General features: G+C 61.8%; 18 protein-coding genes and 4 tRNA genes. 3 read left to right on the top strand and 19 right to left on the bottom strand.

Translation table 11 applies throughout. The features are described 5' to 3' along the window. Positions 1-6: 6 nt before the first annotated feature. From rpoB to Q0C23_RS06175, 12 genes are all read right to left on the bottom strand, one after another. Positions 7-4,095, bottom strand: a complete 4,089-nt coding sequence (gene rpoB, locus Q0C23_RS06230; RefSeq protein ID WP_291511515.1) for a DNA-directed RNA polymerase subunit beta — start codon at positions 4,093-4,095, stop codon at positions 7-9. 115 nt (positions 4,096-4,210) lie between these two features. Continuing rightward, positions 4,211-4,603, bottom strand: coding sequence for a 50S ribosomal protein L7/L12 (rplL, locus tag Q0C23_RS06225; RefSeq protein WP_291511514.1), 393 nt, complete (start codon positions 4,601-4,603; stop codon positions 4,211-4,213). Between the two features lie 30 nt (positions 4,604-4,633). Continuing rightward, positions 4,634-5,155, bottom strand: coding sequence for a 50S ribosomal protein L10 (rplJ, locus tag Q0C23_RS06220; protein ID WP_291511513.1), 522 nt, complete (start codon positions 5,153-5,155; stop codon positions 4,634-4,636). A gap of 144 nt (positions 5,156-5,299) precedes the next feature. Beyond that, positions 5,300-5,989 carry a 50S ribosomal protein L1 gene (gene rplA / locus Q0C23_RS06215; RefSeq protein ID WP_291511512.1) on the bottom strand — a complete coding sequence of 230 codons (690 nt, stop codon included), beginning with the start codon at positions 5,987-5,989 and terminating at the stop codon, positions 5,300-5,302. Between the two features lie 3 nt (positions 5,990-5,992). Then, a complete protein-coding gene (gene rplK, locus Q0C23_RS06210; RefSeq protein ID WP_291511511.1) occupies positions 5,993-6,421 on the bottom strand; it encodes a 50S ribosomal protein L11 in 429 nt (142 codons plus the stop codon). A 52-nt stretch (positions 6,422-6,473) separates the two neighbouring features. Further along, positions 6,474-7,007: a transcription termination/antitermination protein NusG gene (gene nusG / locus Q0C23_RS06205; RefSeq protein ID WP_291511510.1), complete on the bottom strand. Its 534-nt coding sequence runs from the start codon at positions 7,005-7,007 to the stop codon at positions 6,474-6,476. After that, positions 7,007-7,357, bottom strand: a complete 351-nt coding sequence (gene secE, locus Q0C23_RS06200) for a preprotein translocase subunit SecE (RefSeq protein ID WP_291511509.1) — start codon at positions 7,355-7,357, stop codon at positions 7,007-7,009. The genes nusG and secE overlap by 1 nt, the downstream gene beginning before the upstream one ends. Before the next feature lie 20 nt (positions 7,358-7,377). After that, positions 7,378-7,453 (bottom strand) — tRNA-Trp (locus tag Q0C23_RS06195). 58 nt (positions 7,454-7,511) lie between these two features. After that, complete coding sequence (gene tuf / locus Q0C23_RS06190) at positions 7,512-8,702, bottom strand: elongation factor Tu (RefSeq protein WP_291511508.1); 1,191 nt, start codon at positions 8,700-8,702, stop codon at positions 7,512-7,514. 44 nt (positions 8,703-8,746) lie between these two features. Next, a tRNA-Thr gene (locus Q0C23_RS06185) sits at positions 8,747-8,822 on the bottom strand. Positions 8,823-8,829: 7 nt separating this feature from the next. Beyond that, a tRNA-Gly gene (locus tag Q0C23_RS06180) sits at positions 8,830-8,903 on the bottom strand. Between the two features lie 31 nt (positions 8,904-8,934). Continuing rightward, positions 8,935-9,019 (bottom strand) — tRNA-Tyr (locus Q0C23_RS06175). 297 nt (positions 9,020-9,316) lie between these two features. Here Q0C23_RS06175 and Q0C23_RS06170 point away from each other — a divergent pair. The 3 genes from Q0C23_RS06170 (at position 9,317) to Q0C23_RS06160 (ending at position 12,093) form a co-directional block, all read left to right on the top strand. Further along, positions 9,317-9,961 carry an OmpA family protein gene (locus Q0C23_RS06170; RefSeq protein WP_291511507.1) on the top strand — a complete coding sequence of 215 codons (645 nt, stop codon included), beginning with the start codon at positions 9,317-9,319 and terminating at the stop codon, positions 9,959-9,961. Between the two features lie 99 nt (positions 9,962-10,060). Beyond that, complete coding sequence (gene ubiB, locus Q0C23_RS06165) at positions 10,061-11,746, top strand: 2-polyprenylphenol 6-hydroxylase (protein ID WP_291511506.1); 1,686 nt, start codon at positions 10,061-10,063, stop codon at positions 11,744-11,746. 20 nt (positions 11,747-11,766) lie between these two features. Continuing rightward, positions 11,767-12,093, top strand: coding sequence for a lipopolysaccharide assembly LapA domain-containing protein (locus Q0C23_RS06160; RefSeq protein WP_291511505.1), 327 nt, complete (start codon positions 11,767-11,769; stop codon positions 12,091-12,093). A 19-nt stretch (positions 12,094-12,112) separates the two neighbouring features. Here the strand turns inward: Q0C23_RS06160 and Q0C23_RS06155 are convergent, their stop codons facing one another. From Q0C23_RS06155 to nrdR, 7 genes are all read right to left on the bottom strand, one after another. Further along, positions 12,113-12,679 (bottom strand): tetratricopeptide repeat protein, encoded by a 567-nt coding sequence (locus Q0C23_RS06155; protein ID WP_291511504.1) that lies wholly within the window; start codon positions 12,677-12,679, stop codon positions 12,113-12,115. Between the two features lie 108 nt (positions 12,680-12,787). After that, positions 12,788-13,252, bottom strand: a complete 465-nt coding sequence (gene nusB, locus Q0C23_RS06150; RefSeq protein ID WP_291511503.1) for a transcription antitermination factor NusB — start codon at positions 13,250-13,252, stop codon at positions 12,788-12,790. Between the two features lie 3 nt (positions 13,253-13,255). Then, on the bottom strand, positions 13,256-13,723 hold the full coding sequence (ribE, locus tag Q0C23_RS06145) for a 6,7-dimethyl-8-ribityllumazine synthase (protein ID WP_291511502.1): 468 nt from the start codon (positions 13,721-13,723) through the stop codon (positions 13,256-13,258). Then, the gene (ribB, locus tag Q0C23_RS06140) at positions 13,716-14,849 is read right to left on the bottom strand and encodes a 3,4-dihydroxy-2-butanone-4-phosphate synthase (protein ID WP_291511501.1); all 1,134 of its coding nucleotides are present in this window, start codon (positions 14,847-14,849) and stop codon (positions 13,716-13,718) included. Before ribB ends, ribE begins: the two co-directional genes overlap by 8 nt. Continuing rightward, positions 14,846-15,502: a riboflavin synthase gene (locus Q0C23_RS06135; RefSeq protein WP_291511500.1), complete on the bottom strand. Its 657-nt coding sequence runs from the start codon at positions 15,500-15,502 to the stop codon at positions 14,846-14,848. Before Q0C23_RS06135 ends, ribB begins: the two co-directional genes overlap by 4 nt. Beyond that, entirely contained in the window at positions 15,475-16,617 is a 1,143-nt protein-coding gene (gene ribD / locus Q0C23_RS06130; protein WP_291511499.1) for a bifunctional diaminohydroxyphosphoribosylaminopyrimidine deaminase/5-amino-6-(5-phosphoribosylamino)uracil reductase RibD, read from the bottom strand. Before ribD ends, Q0C23_RS06135 begins: the two co-directional genes overlap by 28 nt. Next, complete coding sequence (nrdR, locus tag Q0C23_RS06125) at positions 16,595-17,086, bottom strand: transcriptional regulator NrdR (RefSeq protein WP_291511547.1); 492 nt, start codon at positions 17,084-17,086, stop codon at positions 16,595-16,597. The genes ribD and nrdR overlap by 23 nt, the downstream gene beginning before the upstream one ends.

Raw genomic sequence — 17,086 nt, 5'->3', positions numbered from 1 at the left:
GGACCTTTAGTTGGACTGTTCCAGTTCGATGTCGATGGCGAGCGACCGCAATTCCTTCAGGAGTACATTGAAGGACTCGGGCATGCCGGCATCCATGCGGAAGTCGCCCTTGACGATGGACTCGTACATCTTGCTGCGCCCAGAAACGTCATCGGACTTGACCGTGAGCATTTCCTGCAAGGTGTAGGCCGCACCGTAGGCCTCCAATGCCCAGACTTCCATCTCGCCGAAGCGCTGACCACCGAACTGCGCCTTGCCGCCCAAAGGCTGCTGGGTGACCAGGCTGTAGGGGCCGGTGGAGCGTGCGTGCATCTTGTCGTCCACCAGATGGTGGAGCTTCAGCATGTACATGTAGCCGACGGTGACGGGTCGATCGAAGGCCTCGCCGCTGCGTCCGTCGTAGAGGGTGACCTGACCGCTGCGCGGCAGCCCGGCGAGCTCCAGCATGTCGCGGATCTCCTCTTCGGAGGCTCCGTCAAAGACCGGGGTTGCCATGGGCACACCGCGGCGGAGATTTTGGGCGAGATCCAGAATGTCCTCATCGCTGAGCAGATCCAGATCTTCCTTCTTGCCGGAACGGTTGTAGATCTCCTTCAGGAAGGCGCGGATCTCCGTCACCTGGCGCTGGTTCTCCAACATCTCCTCGATACGCCGGCCCAGCCCCTTGGCGGCCCAGCCCAGGTGCGTCTCCAGAATCTGCCCGACGTTCATGCGCGAAGGCACGCCCAGGGGGTTGAGGACGATATCCACCGGGGTACCGTCGGCCAGATAGGGCATGTCTTCCACCGGCACGATCTTGGACACCACACCCTTGTTACCGTGGCGACCTGCCATCTTGTCGCCGGGCTGCAACTGCCGCTTCACCGCCACGTGGACTTTGACCATTTTCAGCACGCCGGGGCTCAGGTCGTCGCCCTGTGTCAGCTTGCGCCGCTTTTCTTCCAGGACCGCGTCCAGACGCTCACGCTGCTGTTCCAACTGCGCCCGGATCTGCTCCAGCGCTGCGTTACTCTCTTCGCTGCGCAGGCGGATGTCGAACCACTGACTGCGCGGTAGCTCCTTGAGGTAGGCCTTGGTGATCTTGGCACCCGCCGCCAGCCCCTGGGGACCACCCTCCGCCACCTTGTTCAGCAGCAGACGCTCAATACGCTGGAAGCTATCCTGCTCGAAGATCCGATACTCGTCGTTGACGTCCTTGCGGATCTTGCGCAGCTGCTCTTCTTCGATGGCCTTGGCCCGGGCGTCCTTTTCAATACCGTCGCGGGTGAACACCTGGACGTCGATGACGGTCCCGTACATGCCTGCCGGCATGCGCATGGAGTTGTCCTTCACGTCCGAGGCCTTCTCGCCGAAGATGGCGCGCAGCAGCTTCTCTTCAGGGGTCAACTGCGTCTCACCCTTGGGCGTGACCTTGCCCACCAGGATGTCGCCCGGCGCCAGCTCGGCGCCGATGACAACGATGCCGGACTCATCCAGGTGGCGCAGCGCCCCCTCGGCCACGTTGGGAATGTCGCGGGTGATCTCTTCCGGCCCCAGTTTGGTATCGCGGGCAAAGACCGAGAATTCCTCGATGTGGATGGTGGTGTAGCGGTCTTCCGCAGCCACCCGCTCGGAGATGAGGATGGAGTCCTCAAAGTTGTAGCCGTTCCAAGGCATGAAGGCCACCAGGATGTTTTGCCCCAGGGCCAGCTCGCCCATTTCGGTGCTGGGGCCGTCGGCGAGCACATCGCCGCGCGCCACCACGTCTCCCACCTTGACGATGGGACGCTGATTGAGGGTGGTGTTCTGGTTGGAACGGGCGTACTTCACCAGATTGTAGATATCGACGCCGGGCTCTCCGGGAAGGGTTTCTTCGTCATTGACCCGTACCACGATGCGAGCTCCGTCCACACTGTCCACCACCCCGCCACGCTCGGCCTTGATGGCAGCACCGGAATCGATGGCCACCACCCGTTCCATCCCCGTGCCCACCAGCGGCGCCTGGGAGCGCACCGTCGGTACGGCTTGGCGCTGCATGTTGGAGCCCATGAGGGCGCGGTTGGCATCATCGTGTTCCAGGAAGGGGATCAGGCTGGCCGCCACCGACACGATCTGCCGTGGCGAGATATCCATGAACTGCACCTGATCCGGAGTGGCCAGAATGGTCTCGTTGCGGTGCCGGCAGGACACCAGTTCATCCACGAGACGATTGTCCTCGTCCAAGGTGCTGTTGGCCTGGGCGATGACGTAGTTGCCCTCGTCGATAGCCGAGAGATAGATCACCTCATCCGTCGCTTTGCCCTCGATCACCCGCCGATAGGGGGTCTCCAGAAAACCGTAGGCGTTGGTGCGGGCGTAGCAGGAAAGGCTGTTGATGAGACCGATGTTCGGCCCTTCCGGCGTCTCGATGGGGCAGATGCGCCCGTAATGGGTGGGGTGCACGTCGCGCACCTCGAATCCCGCCCGCTCGCGAGTCAGTCCGCCCGGCCCCAGGGCCGACACACGACGCTTGTGGGTGACCTCCGACAAGGGATTGGTCTGATCCATGAACTGCGAGAGCTGACTGGAACCGAAGAACTCATTGACCACCGCCGCGATGGGCTTGGCGTTGATGAGATCCTGGGGCGTGAGCCCCTCGCTCTCGGCCAGGGCCAGGCGATCCTTCACCGCCCGTTCGACCCGCACCAGACCCAGGCGGAACTGATTTTCCATCAGCTCACCCACAGAGCGCACGCGGCGATTGCCCAAGTGATCGATGTCGTCGATGTCGCCCTGGCCGTTGCGCAAGGCCACAAGCACCTTGAGCACATCGATGATGTCCTCGTTGCTGAGCACTCCGGGGCCGGTGATCTCCTCCCGCCCCACCCGCCGATTGAATTTCATCCGACCAACGGCGGACAGATCGTAGCGATCCGGACTGAAGAAGAGACCCTGGAAAAGATTCTGGGCGGCATCCTTGGAGGGCGGTTCACCCGGACGCATCAGGCGGTAGATCTCCAGCTGCGCCTCGTGCGCGTCCCGCGCCGTATCGATGCGCAGGGTCTCGGAGATGTAGGCGCCGCGATCCAGCTCGTTGGTGTAGAGCGTGCGCAGACTGCGGGACGGAAGGGCGTAGAGACGCTCGAGGGTCTCCGCGTCGAGAGGCTCGTTGGCCGCCACGATAAGCTCGCCAGTGCTCTCATCCACCAGATCCTGAGCGAGCACCTTACCGAGGAGAAAGGCCTCCGGTACTTCCACTTCCTGCTCTCCGCCCAGGTCGCTGAGCTGGCGTACGTGACGCGCCGTCACGCGCTTGCCCGCCGCCACGACCACCTCACCGGTCTTGGGGTGCACGATATCGAATACCGCCGTCTCACCCTGTAGACGCTGCGGAATCAGATGGTAAAAGATACGCTTACCATCGATACGGAAGGTATCCGTCTCGAAGAACATGGCCAGGATGTCTTCGGTGCTGTAACCCAGGGCGCGCAGCAAGGTCGTCGCCGGCAACTTGCGGCGTCGGTCGATACGGGCGTAAATGTGATCCTTAGGGTCGAACTCGAAGTCGAGCCAAGAACCGCGGTAAGGAATGATCCGCGCGTTGAAGAGCAGTTTACCCGAGGAATGGGTCTTGCCCCGATCGTGATCGAAGAACACCCCCGGAGAGCGGTGTAGCTGCGACACGATGACCCGCTCCGTACCGTTGATGACGAAGGAACCGTGCTCCGTCATCAGGGGGAGTTCCCCCATATACACGTCCTGCTCCTTGACATCCTTGATGCGCTTGGCACCGGTACTGTCGTCCTTTTCGTAGAGTGCCAGGCGCAGACGCACGCGCAGACCAGCGCAGTAGGTCAAGCCGCGCTGGCGGCACTCCACCACGTCGAAGACGGGCTTCTCCAGCCGATACGAGACAAAATCGAGGCTGGCATTGCCCGAGTAGCTCTCCATGGGGAAGAGCGAGCGGAACACCTCTTGCAGTCCGACCTCCTTGCGCGCAGCGGCCGGCACTTCGGCTTGCAGAAAATCCCGGTACGAATCCATTTGGGTGGCCAACAGATAGGGCACCTGCAGGATGCTCTGGCTCTTGCCAAAGTCTTTACGAATCCGTTTCTTTTCAGTAAAAGAATAGGCCATGAGTGCTCCGCGCGACGCTCGCTAAGAAGAGATCCGACAAAAGCGGTGACTACCGCCAATAATAAGGGGCTGGCAACGTCCAGCGTCGCCAGCCGGTAAAGCCAAGATACTGCTTTTACTTGATTTCTGCCTGGGCACCAGCTTCGACCAGCTGCGCCTTGATGCTCTCCGCCTCGGCCTTGGAGACACCTTCCTTGACCGGCTTGGGTGCACCGTCCACCAGATCCTTGGCCTCCTTCAGGCCGAGATTGGTGATGGCACGCACCACCTTGATGGTGTTGACCTTATTGGCACCGGCGGCGGTAAGGATGACGTCGAACTCCGTCTGCTCCTCAGCCGCAGCCGCCGCCTCACCACCACCCGCGCCACCGGCGGCGGGGCCAGCCGCCACCGCTACGGCCGCGGCAGAAACACCAAACTTCTCCTCCATGTCCTTGATCAGCTCGGAGAGCTCCAGGACGGTCATGCCAGCAATGGCATCCAGAATTTCGGCCTTGGACAATGCCATGATCTATACTCCTATGAAAATATGAATGAATTACGCTGCTTTCTGGTCGCGCACTGCGGCGAGGGTGCGGACGAAGCGTCCGGGAACCTCGTTGAGTGTGCGCACGAAGGTAGAGATGGGGGCCTGCATGGTACCCATGAGCTTGGCCAGCAACTCCTCGCGCGAGGGCATCTTGCTGAGCTGCGCCAGGGATTGCGGATCCATGAGCTGAGACCCCAGAGCACCGCCGGTGATGACCAGCTTATCGTAACGCTTGGCAAAGTCCGTGAAGAGCTTGGCCATGGCCACGGGATCCGCACTGGCCGCAAAGACCAGCGGGCCCTTGAGCAGGGGATCCATCACCAGGAAAGGGCTGTCTTTCAGGGCGCGACGCAGGAGTGAGTTCTTCACCACCTGAATCCATACACCCTGCTTGCGTCCGGCAGCGCGCAACTCCGTCATCTGCGCTACCGTCAAGCCCCGATACTCCGCTACCACGGTAGCTTGCACACCCTCGAGCTTCGCTTGCAGTGCAGCGACTACCTGTTCCTTTTCTGCGAGCTTGAGACTCATTGGACTGCTACCTCCAGTTGGACAGAGGCGGCCAAAAATTCTTGGCGCGCCGTCGCCTACGCAGGGCGGGATGTTTAAGGCCGAAGCCCCCTGCGGTCTTTGAACGCCGGCTTGCGCCGACCTTTCGTCACCGAGGACGAAACCTTAGAGCCCAGACGGGTCCACGGGCACGCCCGGGCCCATGGTGGGCGAAACACTGATCTTGCGAATGTAGATGCCCTTGCTGGTGGCCGGCTTGGCTTTCTTCAAGCTATCCATGAGTGCCAGCAGATTCTCGCGCAGATCGTCGACACTGAAGGACGCCTTGCCGATACTGCTGTGGACGATACCACCCTTGTCGGCACGGTAGCGCACCTGGCCGCCCTTGGCGTTCTGCACGGCCGTGCGCACGTCTGCGGTTACCGTCCCCACCTTGGGGTTGGGCATCAGGCCGCGCGGGCCCAGCACCGGCCCCAGCGCACCCACCACACGCATGGCGTCGGGAGTGGCAATAACCACATCGAAATCCATCTGACCGGCCTTGACCTGTTCTGCCAGATCCTCCATGCCGACGAGATCCGCACCGGCCTCGCGCGCCTCATTGGCCTTGTCGCCTGTAGCGAAGACCGCTACGCGCATGGTCTTGCCGGTGCCTTTGGGCAGGACCACGGCACCACGCACTACCTGATCGGACTTGCGGGGATCGATACCGAGACCCACCGCCACGTCCACGGACTCGTCGAACTTTGCCGTCGCGCCCTGCTTCACCAGCGCCAGCGCCTCGTCGACGGCATAACGCTTGCTGCGATCCACCAGCTGCCGCAAGGCAGCCTCTCTCTTGGAAACCTTGGCCATGAGCTAGCCCTCCACCGTGATGCCCATACTGCGGGCGGTGCCACGAATACTGCGCTTGGCAGACTCCAGATCCTGAGTATTGAGGTCCGGCATCTTGGTCTTGGCGATCTCCTCGATCTGCGCCTCGGTCACCTGGCCCACCTTGTTGGTGTTGGGCCGTCCGCTGCCCTTGGTCAGACCCGCTGCTTTCATCAACAGCACCGGCGCCGGTGGCGTCTTCACCTCGAAGGTGAAACTCTTGTCGGCGAACACGGTGATGATGACCGGTAGCGGCAGACCCGGCTCGATACCCTGGGTCTGGGCATTGAAGGCCTTGCAGAATTCCATGATGTTCAGACCGCGCTGACCCAGAGCGGGGCCGATGGGTGGGCTGGGATTGGCTTGGGTAGCCTTCACCTGCAGTTTGATGTAACCCGTGATTTTCTTTGCCATTCAACTCTCCATGAGGTGCAAACGCCGGAAAAGGCTCCCTCGTCGCAGATGGTCAGATTTTTTCTACCTGACCAAAATCCAGCTCCACCGGGGTGGAACGTCCAAAAATAGTGACCGAGACGCGCAGCTTGCTCTTCTCGAAGTTGACCTCTTCCACAACCCCGCTGAAGTCCTTGAAGGGCCCATCGATGACCCGGACCTGCTCGCCAGGATCGAAGCTGAACTTCGGACGCGGCTTCTCGACCCCCTCCTTGATACGATCGAGGATGGCGTTGGCCTCGGCTTCACTCAAGGGGTGCGGCTTGCCCACGGAACCGCCGACGAAACCCGTCACCCGCGGCGTGTGTTTGACCAGGTGCCAGGTCTGATCGTTCATCTCCATCTGCACGAGCACGTAGCCCGGATAGAACATGCGCTGGGAACTGGTCTTCTGACCGTTGCGCATCTCCACGACCTCTTCGACGGGGACGAGGATCTCGCCGAACTGATCCTCCAATCCTTCCCGCTTCGCACGTTCGCGGATTTCTGCCTGCACCTTTTTCTCAAAGCTCGAAAAGGCGTGTACCACGTACCATCGCATCGTCATTATCCCACGCCCCCCAAGGCAAAGCGCACAATGGCCAGCAAGGCTATATCCACAAGCCAGAGAAAGATCGCTATGACGATGATCAAGGCCAAGATGACGCCCGTGCTGCGCAATACCTCCTTGCGCGACGGCCAGACGACCTTGAGCAGCTCCACATAGGCTTCGCGGAAAAACACGACGAGCGCCTTGGCAGCAGCACTGGTGGCAAACACCAGGAGCGCGAGCGCCAAGGCAAGGATCAAGGCCAGACTGGGATATAGCGTACCCAGGTGCAGCGGGATCAGGAAGTAGGCGAACACCCCCAAGGCGGCAAGGATTGCCGCGGAATAGAGTTTCACTTTCTCCGACATGAACGCTGCACCTTTAAAAATGGCAGGGCAGGAGGGGCTCGAACCCCCAACCTGCGGTTTTGGAGACCGCTGCTCTACCAATTGAGCTACTGCCCTGCAGACGGCAAACGGCGGAATCTGCCGCCGTCTTCCAACGCTTTATTTCCTACGGTAACTACTCCACCACCTTGGACACGACGCCGGCGCCGACGGTCCGACCGCCCTCACGCACCGCAAAGCGCAGCCCCTCTTCCATGGCGATGGGCGCAATCAGGGTCACCTTGAACTGAATGTTGTCCCCCGGCATCACCATCTCCACACCCTCCGGCAACTCCACCGCCCCCGTCACGTCCGTCGTCCGAAAATAGAACTGCGGCCGGTATCCGTTGAAAAAGGGCGTGTGCCGACCCCCCTCTTCCTTGGACAACACGTACACTTCCGCCTCAAAACGCGTGTGCGGCTTGATACTGCCAGGCTTGGCCAGCACCTGACCACGCTCCACCTCGTCCTTCTTCGTGCCGCGCAGCAGCACCCCGACGTTGTCCCCCGCCTGACCCTGATCCAGAATCTTGCGGAACATCTCCACTCCCGTCACCGTGGTCTTGCTCGTCGGCCGCAATCCCACGATCTCGATCTCATCGCCCACCTTGACAATACCGCGCTCGATACGCCCGGTCACCACCGTACCACGCCCGGAAATACTGAAGACGTCTTCGATGGGCATCAGGAAGGTCTTGTCGATGGGCCGCTCGGGCATCGGAATGTAACTGTCCATGGCCGCCGCCAACTTGATGATGGCCGGCTCACCAATGTCGCTCTGATCCCCTTCCAGAGCCTTCAGCGCCGATCCGATCACCACCGGAATGTCGTCCCCCGGGAAATCGTACTTGGACAACAGCTCCCGTACCTCCATCTCGACAAGCTCCAGGAGCTCCGCATCGTCCACCATGTCCGCCTTGTTCATGAACACCACGATGTAGGGCACCCCCACCTGACGCGCCAACAGAATGTGCTCCCGCGTCTGCGGCATCGGACCATCCGCCGCCGATACCACCAGAATCGCACCGTCCATCTGCGCCGCACCCGTGATCATGTTCTTCACATAGTCCGCATGCCCCGGACAGTCCACGTGCGCGTAGTGCCGGTTCTCCGTCTCGTACTCCACGTGCGACGTCGCAATCGTAATACCACGCGCCCGCTCTTCCGGCGCATTGTCGATCTGGTCGTAGGCCCGCGCCTCCCCACCAAACTTCGCCGACAACACCTTCGTCAGCGCCGCCGTCAAGGTGGTCTTCCCATGGTCCACATGACCAATCGTCCCCACGTTCACATGCGGCTTCGTCCGCTCAAACTTTCCTTTGGACATCAGACTTTCTCCAAAAAAGCAAGACCCAAGATCGACCGAAAAAATGGAGCCCACAACCGGATTCGAACCGGTGACCTCTTCCTTACCAAGGAAGTGCTCTGCCGACTGAGCTATGTGGGCCTGTACTTGGAGCGGGTGATGGGAATCGAACCCACACCATCAGCTTGGAAGGCTGAGGTTCTACCATTGAACTACACCCGCACGACCGAAGCCGAAACAACTCAAACAGTTATGGTGGAGGGGGGAGGATTCGAACCTCCGAAGGCAGAGCCGTCAGATTTACAGTCTGATCCCTTTGACCGCTCGGGAACCCCTCCCACGGTAGCGGCGAATTATGGGCGCGGGTCCGTGCAGTGTCAAGTAGAAGGCGGCCGCGGGAATCTGCGTGTGCGATTCCCGCTGTCTGGGTTGAGGATTTTAAGAAAGCCCGGCCAGCCGCGTGCGCATGACGACGACTGCCAAGCCGACAAAATGCCACAGCTCGAGACCCTGCTGCAAGGGCGTCGGCAACCGTATCCCTTGACATCGTTGCCCGTTTACAACATTCTTCGGAGGTTGTTTCGGTTCTCCGCTGAGCAAACGGGGCAGCGGCTTGACAAGAGGAGGGTTAAATCATGATCAAGAACAAAAGAGTGGCACTGATCGCAGGGCTTGCCGCCGGGCTCGTCAGTACCGCAGCTCTGGCGGAAAACGCCTACGAAGGCTACGCCATCAATGGGCAGGGACAGCCGGTCGTGACCGGTACCGGCCAATGTGTGCGTGGTGGCCGTCCGGTGACCGACGGCGCAACGCCAGCCTACTGTGCACCCAAGGTGGCGGCTAAGCCGGCTCCGGCCCCAGCGCCCGCTCCGGCACCCGCGCCGATCGCGCCAGTGGAAAAGACGGTTTTGGTAAGTAAACCGATCACGATCACGGGCATCAATTTCAAATTCAACTCCTACAAGCTTCTGGATCGGGACATCAAGGTCCTCGACCAGGTCGCGGACTTTGCCAAGGAACACCCGGATGCGGTGCTGGACGTCAACGGCTACTGCAGCAAGGTGGGTACCTACGCCTACAACCTGAAGCTCTCCAAGCTGCGCGCCGAAAGCGTCGCTCAGTACCTGGAGCGTCATGGCGTTCCGCGCGATCGGATGGTGCTGAAGGGTCACTCTTACAACGATCCGGTGGCCAGCAACGCTACCCCCGAGGGACGCTTCTTGAACCAGCGGGTCGAGATCAACTCCAGCATCAAGGTGGAAAAGACCGTTCAGCAGTAAATATAGTGTCTAGGTCGCTGTAAAAATGGGCCCTTCTGGGCCCATTTGCTTGTGGATTTCCACATCGTCGCTGGCAGTTTCCGTGCTAGAATCGCAGCCATGCGCCAATCCTACCTGCGTTTCCTGCGAATTCTGGTTATCACTCGGGTGCTCGTCCGTTATCGTCTGGACGAGGTCCTCTATTTTCTGCCCCTGCTGAAACCCTATCAGGCCATTCTCAAACTGAATCCGCTGCTGTGGATCATGCCGAAGCCATCGGGCGACTTTCCGGTACGCCTGCGTATGGCCCTGGAAAGTCTGGGTCCCACCTTTATCAAGCTCGGGCAGATGCTGTCGACCCGGCGGGACCTGCTGCCAGACGCCATCACCCAAGAACTGGCGCGTCTTCAGGATGCGGTGCCGCCCTTTTCCTGGGCAGAGGCACGCCAGCGGATAGAGACGAGCCTCGGAACCGAGCTTGGCAAAGTCTTCAAACATCTGGACACGGAACCTGCGGCGGCGGCCTCCATTGCGCAGGTCCACTTCGGCGAGCTGCTGGACGGTCGCGCCGTAGCGGTCAAGATCCAACGACCGGGGCTTGGTCGGATCATTGAGCAGGACCTCGGCATTCTAGCGTCTTTGGCGGAATTTGCCGAGCGCTACTCCCAGGAAGGCCGGCGACTGCGTGTGCGCGCGGTGGTCGCCGAATACGCGAAGACCCTGCGGGGGGAACTGGATCTGTTGCGCGAAGCGGCCAACGCCAGCCAATTGCGGCGCAACTTCCTGGCGGAGCCGGAGCTGCTCTATGTTCCTGAGATCTACTGGGACTATTGCAGCTCCGAGGTACTGGTCATGGAGCGCATCTACGGTATTCCCATCGGCCACAGGGAAGCTCTGCGGGCTGCCGGAATCGATTTCGACCAGCTGTCGCGGCGGGCGGCCGAGATCTTTTTCCGTCAGGTCTTCCGCGACTCGTATTTTCACGCCGACATGCACCCGGGGAATATCTTCGTCGATCCCAACAATGGGCGATTCATTGCCGTGGACTTTGGCATCATGGGCAGCCTCGACGAAGCCAGCCAGCACTACCTGGCAGAGAACATGGTGGCCTTCTTCAACCGCGATTATCGCCGGGTCGCTGAGGCACACGTGGAGGCAGGCTGGGTGCCACCCGACACCAACATCCAAGATTTCGAGACGGCCATCCGGGCCTTGGCGGAGCCGATCTTTGAAAAACCGCTCAACGAAATCTCCGTGGCCCAATTGCTGCTGCGACTCTTCCAGACCACGCGCACCTTCCAGATGCAGACCCAACCTCAGCTGTTACTGCTGCAGAAGACCCTGGTCAATGTCGAAGGCATTGCCCGAGACTTCAACCCGTCCTTGAATATTTGGGAGATTGCCACACCGCTATTGCGCGACTGGCTCAACCGTCAACGCGGGCCTCAGGCCTGGTGGCATGCGCTGCGGCAACAGTTTCCGCAGTGGGGGCTGGTCCTACCGGAGATGCCTGTACTACTGCACGGCCTGATGCAACAGGCGCACCAGGGTCGACTGCCCCTGCAGGTGGAAAATCCGGACCTCGCCGGCATCCGCCAGGAACTCCGCAATGGTCTCCGACGGCTTGCCATCAGCACGAGTTCAGCCTTTCTGTTCATTGGACTGGCCATTGTCGCCACCCTGGAGCACGAGCTCTATCGCGATGTGCTGGGTCTGCCGGTGTGGTTGTGGCTGATCGGCCTACCCGTGCTTTCTGCTCTAGGCTTCTGGTGGCTGCGCCGTGTATTCTTTCGTGGGAAAATCTAGGGAGGGAGATCGTTATGTGGATGGTTTTGTCTTTCATCATCGGCGCCCTGGCGGTGCTCTTCGCTGTGGAGAACAACGCTCCGGCCAAAGTGACCTTCCTGAGCTGGGAGTTTCAGCAGTCTTTGGGCGTGGTCCTGCTCATTGGTTTCCTGGCGGGTTTTGTGGCGGCACTGATCGTCTATTTACCGACGCACCTGCGCAATCGCTGGCGGATTCGCCGACACGAGAAGCGTATTGCTGAGGTCGAGGCAGATCTGGCAGCTGAACGTGGAAAGCGCGCCCAACTGGAAATCGAGCGCGCCGAGAGCATGAGAGCGCAGGCCGGCCACAGCAGCGCCGAGCACTGACACGCTCTTTTGCGTCCGTTTACCCCTGGGGCGCAGCCGCGCTGGTCGCCACCGGACCCGCCAGCGGCGTGCTGTGAAGCACGGCGGGTTCCATCTTGGCGAGGACCGCCAAATTCCGGCTGGCGTCGGCGTTACCGCTGGCAGCGGCCTTTTGCCACCAGTACGCGGCTTTCTGGTAATCCCGACTTACACCCTGGCCCATGAAGTAGAGATTGCCCAGGTTGTACTGAGCGGCCGAAATGTTCTGGTTGGCCGCACGCTCCCACCAGTACGCCGCCAGGGCGTAATCCTGGGGCAGACCCTGACCGAAGTAGTACTGCATACCCAAATTGTATTCGGCCTTGCCATAGCCGTGTTCCGCGGCCTTGCGGAACCACTGCGCGGCCAGGGCATAATCCTGGGGCACACCCTCACCCAGGGCGCAGCGCGTACCGATACTATTCTCGAGCTTGGCGGTGGTGAGGTTGGCCGGCTGCGTGCTGGCATTGTCCTCCACCTCTGCCTTGGCCACTGGCGCCTGTGCCCAGGCCGTGGCGCTGGCAGAAGCCAGCAGAACGCCAAGGCCCAAACCGAGACAACGATTCATCCATTCTGTGCGATGCCGGGACCCGCGCATGTGATCGACCCTCCAATGTGACAGCAATTACCTTGAGCCACAGTAGCTTACAACAAGTGCTTCAGACTTTGCCAGAACTTATTTGCGGCTCTGCAATGGGTTCTTGCCGTCGCTCTCCAGCTCGCTCTGGCGCCACTGATGGGCCAGGCGATCGAGGACCCCGTTGATGAAGCGGTGTCCCTGCTCCGCGCCGAAAGCCTTGCTGAGTTCCACAGCCTCGTTGATGATCACGCGATAGGGCGTCTGCCGCTCATCCCGCAGTTCGAAGGCACCTAGACGGAGTATGGCGCGCTCCACCTCACTGACCTCATCCGCCCAGCGCCGATCCAGGATCACGGCGGCAATGGTCTCGTCCAGGGCATCCAGCGCCGGACACAGGCGCGCCCAGATCTCCTCGAAGAAGCTCCGGTCCGCTCCCACCAGACGCTCGTCATCCTCCAGAAACTGGCGGGCGATCTCGCTGCAAGGTGCGGGATTCAACTGCCATTGGTAGAGGGCCTGCAGCAGCGCCTCGCGAGCCAATCGTCGTCTGCTGACCGCCACGGTTCAGATCTGCGCCAGGAGATGCACCATCTCCAGAGCGGTGAGTGCCGCGTCGAAACCTTTGTTGCCAGCCTTGGTTCCGGCCCGCTCGATGGCCTGCTCGATGCTGTCGGTGGTGAGCACGCCAAAAACGACGGGGACGCCCGTTTCCAGGGAAACCTGGGCGATCCCCTTGGCCGCCTCCCCGGCGACGTAGTCGAAGTGGGGTGTACCGCCGCGGATCACCGCCCCGAGGCAGATAACCGCCGCATAGCGTCCGCTGCGCGCGAGCTTCTGCGCCACCAACGGGATCTCGTAGGCGCCGGGGGCGTAGACTACCTGTATGCGCTCGTCCTGGACCCCGTGGCGGCGCAGGGCATCGATGGCCCCCTGCTCCAGCTGCTGCGTGATAAAGCTGTTGAAACGGCTGACCAGCAAGACGAAGTGATGCCGATCGTCCACCCGCCAATGTCCCTCGATACGTTCAATCATGGCTTGCACCCTGCTCCAAAAAGGGAAGCTGACCGACGATCTCGAGACCGAAACCGCCGATACCGCGATACTGAAATTGACTGTCGCTGAGCACGACGGCTCGCTGTACACCGAGATCCGTGAGAATCTGCGCCCCCACCCCAAAGGTACGCAGGATGCGCCCGGAATCGCCCGCCTGGCCCGGCCCCTTGGGAGGATTGGGAAGGGCCTGCACCTGGGCGAGGAGTTCGTCGCCATCCTCGCGGTGGTCGAGGTAGACGAGCACACCGGCGGGCTCTCTGGCCAGACGCTCCATGGCCTTGGCTACGGGTCCATCGGGTCCGAGGAAGAGATCGGTGAGGGTCTTGCCTACCTGTACCCGCACCAGGATGGGTTCCGTGCGCTGCGCCAGGTCGCCGTGCACCAGGGCGAAATGGGTCTCCCGACGGATCCGGTCACGATAGAGGTGCAGGGTAAACGTGCCGTAGGGCGACGACCAGGGACCGCTGGCCTCGCGCTGGACAATGTGCTCACGCTCCAGCCGGTAGCGGATGAGGTCGGCGATGGTGCCGATCTTCAGACCGTGCCGGGCGGCGTAGGGCAGCAGGTCGGGCAGCCGCGCCATTTCCCCGTTCTCGTTGAGGATCTCACAGATAACGCCGGCCGGTTTACAACCGGCAAGACTCGCCAGGTCTACCGCCGCCTCGGTGTGTCCGGCGCGGACCAGGACGCCACCGGGCTCCGCCGCCAGAGGAAAAATATGTCCGGGCATGACGATGTCCTCGGGGCCGGCATCGTCGGCAATGGCCGCAAGGATGGTGGTAGCACGATCGGCAGCGGATATGCCGGTGCTGACACCGCGCGCCGCTTCGATGGATACCGTAAAGGCCGTGCCCAGGTGTGTGGTGTTGTGGCTGACCATCTGCGGCAGACGCAGACGCTGGCAGCGCTCCCGCGTGAGGGGCAGACAGACCAATCCCCGGGCGTGCCGAACCATGAAATTGATGGCTTCGGGCGTGACGAACTCGGCGGCCATGATGAGATCGCCTTCGTTTTCCCGCCCCTCGTCGTCCATCAGGATCACCATACGCCCGGCTGCAATCTCGGCGATGATCTCTTCCGTCGGACTGATCTGGGCTTCACTCATTGCGGGAATCCTTTGGCAGCCAACCATTGCGGCGTAATACGAGATTCTACACCGTCTGCACCATCCCTGACCATGAGTTGCTCGAGGTAGCGCGCCAGCAGATCCACCTCCAGATTGACTCGCTGGCCCGCTCGCCAATCCCGCGCCGTGGTCTGCTCCAGGGTGTGCGGAATGAGATTGAGGGAAAAGGTCTCGCCCTCGACGGCGTTGACGGTGAGGCTGATGCCATCCACACAGATGCTGCCTTTGGCGGCAATGTAGCGCCGCAGTTCCGCCGGTGCCGATATGCGAAAGACGATGGAGCGGCCGGATGGCACTGCCTCCCGCACTGTGCCGACGCCATCCACGTGGCCGGCCACCAGATGTCCGCCGAGACGATCCGACAGGCGCAGCGCCTTCTCCAGATTGACGGCAGCACCGATGTCCAGATCGCCCAGAATGCTGCGTTCCAGTGTTTCCCGCGACACATCCACGGCAAAGGTCGGCGCGGCCAGTGCCACCGCCGTGAGGCAGACCCCTGAAACGGCGATGCTGTCGCCCAAGGCGACATCGCCGAGATCCAGGGTCCCGGCATCAAAGACCATGCGGTAATCCCCACCTTGAGCCTGCTTTTGCCGCAGCCGCCCTAAGGCTTGAACGATTCCTGTAAACACGATTGTCCCTCCGCAGAAAGGAGCTGCAATTTGACATCCCCGTCCAGGGCGTCGGCTCGCCGCAGATGCCAACGGGGCACCCTATCGAGCCGGGCGTAGGGACCCAGGTGGGCGAAAGCTTGGGCCCCCGCACCCAACACCACGGGGGCAAGGTAGAGCAGCCACTCGTCCACCCAGCCGCCGCGCAGGAGACTGGTGGCGAGCCCCGGACCCGCCTCCACCAGGACCTCGTTGCATTCGTCCTGGGCCAGCGCCGTCCACAGCGACGCGAGATCGATGCCGACACCGGCGGATCCCGGCGGCAGGCTACGCAATCGAGCGCCGCGCTCGGCAAGAATCGCGCGACGCCCTGGGTCCGCATCCTGTCGGTGAAAAATCCAGGTCTCTCCCGGAGTATCCCAGAGAGCGGCCTCCGGGGGCGTGCGCAGGGCACTGTCGAGAATCACCTTGTGCGGATAGCGGACCAGGGGAAAGTCCACTCGCGGCGCGAGGCGCGGATTATCGGCCAGCACCGTACCGATGCCGACGACGATGGCGCTGACTGCCGCGCGCTGTCGCTGCACATCGGCGCGCGCCGCCGTACCCGTCAGCCATTGACTCTCGCCGCTGGCGAGGGCGACGCAGCCATCGAGACTCTGCGCCTGCTTCAGGCGGATCCAGGGTCGCCCCGAACGCATGCGTCGAATGAAGCCGATATTGAGAGCCGTCGCCTCTTCCGCCAGACAGCCCAACTCGACTTCGATGCCATGCTGGCGCAGCAAGGCGATACCCCCACCGCTCACCTGCGGATTGGGATCGGCCGTGGCGATGACGACGCGGGCCACACCAGCGGCCAGTATCGCCTCGGTGCACGGCGGCGTGCGGCCATGGTGGCAACAGGGCTCGAGGGTGACGTAGAGGGTCGCGCCGCGGGCCGCATCACCGGCCTCGGCCAGGGCAAAGACCTCGGCGTGGGCCTCGCCTGCCCGCAGGTGCGCGCCGCGCCCGATGATCTTTCCCTGCTGCACCACCACGGCACCGACCCGCGGATTAGGATGCGTCGAGTAGATGCCCTGACCCGCCAAAGCCAAGGCCTCGGCCATGAATCGGGCGTCAGGATTCCTGGACGGGGTCACCGGCGTCCGCCTTGTCATCCTTGGCCTTGAGACGAGCGATCTCGGCACTGAAGGCATCGACGTCCTCAAAGCGTCGGTATACCGAGGCGAAACGCACATAGGCCACAGGATCAAGATCTCCCAGGGCCCGCATCACCAGCTCGCCGATGGTGCGAGCGGCAATTTCCCGCTCACCACTGGCCCGGATCTGCCGTTCGATATCGCGCAGCGCCGCGTCTACCCGTTCCGTGGCCACCGGCCGCTTGCTCAAAGCGCGGGTGAGGCCGCGCTGCAGTTTCTCGGCATTGAAGGCTTCCCGACGGCCATCGGCCTTGACCACCATGGGATACCCTAGCTCTGCTCGTTCATAGGTGGTGAAGCGTTGGCCGCAGGAGGGACACTCACGCCGACGCTTGACCGCCTCACCCTCATCCGCCAACCGCGAATCCACCACCCGCGTGTCGGCAAAACCGCAAAAAGGGCAGTGCAC

Source organism: Acidithiobacillus sp. (genome assembly GCF_023256195.1).
GTDB lineage: Bacteria > Pseudomonadota > Gammaproteobacteria > Acidithiobacillales > Acidithiobacillaceae > Acidithiobacillus_A.
Note: the sequence above shows the minus strand (reverse complement) of the source record. Positions and strands in the feature narration are given on the sequence as shown.

Excerpts from the sequence above, each read along its gene's own strand:
- ubiB (WP_291511506.1), top strand. The coding sequence starts at position 10,061 with ATGCGCCAATCCTACCTGCGTTTCCTGCGAATTCTGGTTATCACTCGG.
- secE (WP_291511509.1), bottom strand. The coding sequence starts at position 7,357 with ATGTCGGAGAAAGTGAAACTCTATTCCGCGGCAATCCTTGCCGCCTTG.
- ribB (WP_291511501.1), bottom strand. The coding sequence starts at position 14,849 with ATGAGTGAAGCCCAGATCAGTCCGACGGAAGAGATCATCGCCGAGATT.
- rplK (WP_291511511.1), bottom strand. The coding sequence starts at position 6,421 with ATGGCAAAGAAAATCACGGGTTACATCAAACTGCAGGTGAAGGCTACC.
- tuf (WP_291511508.1), bottom strand. The coding sequence starts at position 8,702 with ATGTCCAAAGGAAAGTTTGAGCGGACGAAGCCGCATGTGAACGTGGGG.
- Q0C23_RS06170 (WP_291511507.1), top strand. The coding sequence starts at position 9,317 with ATGATCAAGAACAAAAGAGTGGCACTGATCGCAGGGCTTGCCGCCGGG.
- rplA (WP_291511512.1), bottom strand. The coding sequence starts at position 5,989 with ATGGCCAAGGTTTCCAAGAGAGAGGCTGCCTTGCGGCAGCTGGTGGAT.
- Q0C23_RS06160 (WP_291511505.1), top strand. The coding sequence starts at position 11,767 with ATGGTTTTGTCTTTCATCATCGGCGCCCTGGCGGTGCTCTTCGCTGTG.
- nusG (WP_291511510.1), bottom strand. The coding sequence starts at position 7,007 with ATGACGATGCGATGGTACGTGGTACACGCCTTTTCGAGCTTTGAGAAA.
- rplJ (WP_291511513.1), bottom strand. The coding sequence starts at position 5,155 with ATGAGTCTCAAGCTCGCAGAAAAGGAACAGGTAGTCGCTGCACTGCAA.
- rpoB (WP_291511515.1), bottom strand. The coding sequence starts at position 4,095 with ATGGCCTATTCTTTTACTGAAAAGAAACGGATTCGTAAAGACTTTGGC.
- ribE (WP_291511502.1), bottom strand. The coding sequence starts at position 13,723 with ATGATTGAACGTATCGAGGGACATTGGCGGGTGGACGATCGGCATCAC.
- Q0C23_RS06155 (WP_291511504.1), bottom strand. The coding sequence starts at position 12,679 with ATGAATCGTTGTCTCGGTTTGGGCCTTGGCGTTCTGCTGGCTTCTGCC.
- rplL (WP_291511514.1), bottom strand. The coding sequence starts at position 4,603 with ATGGCATTGTCCAAGGCCGAAATTCTGGATGCCATTGCTGGCATGACC.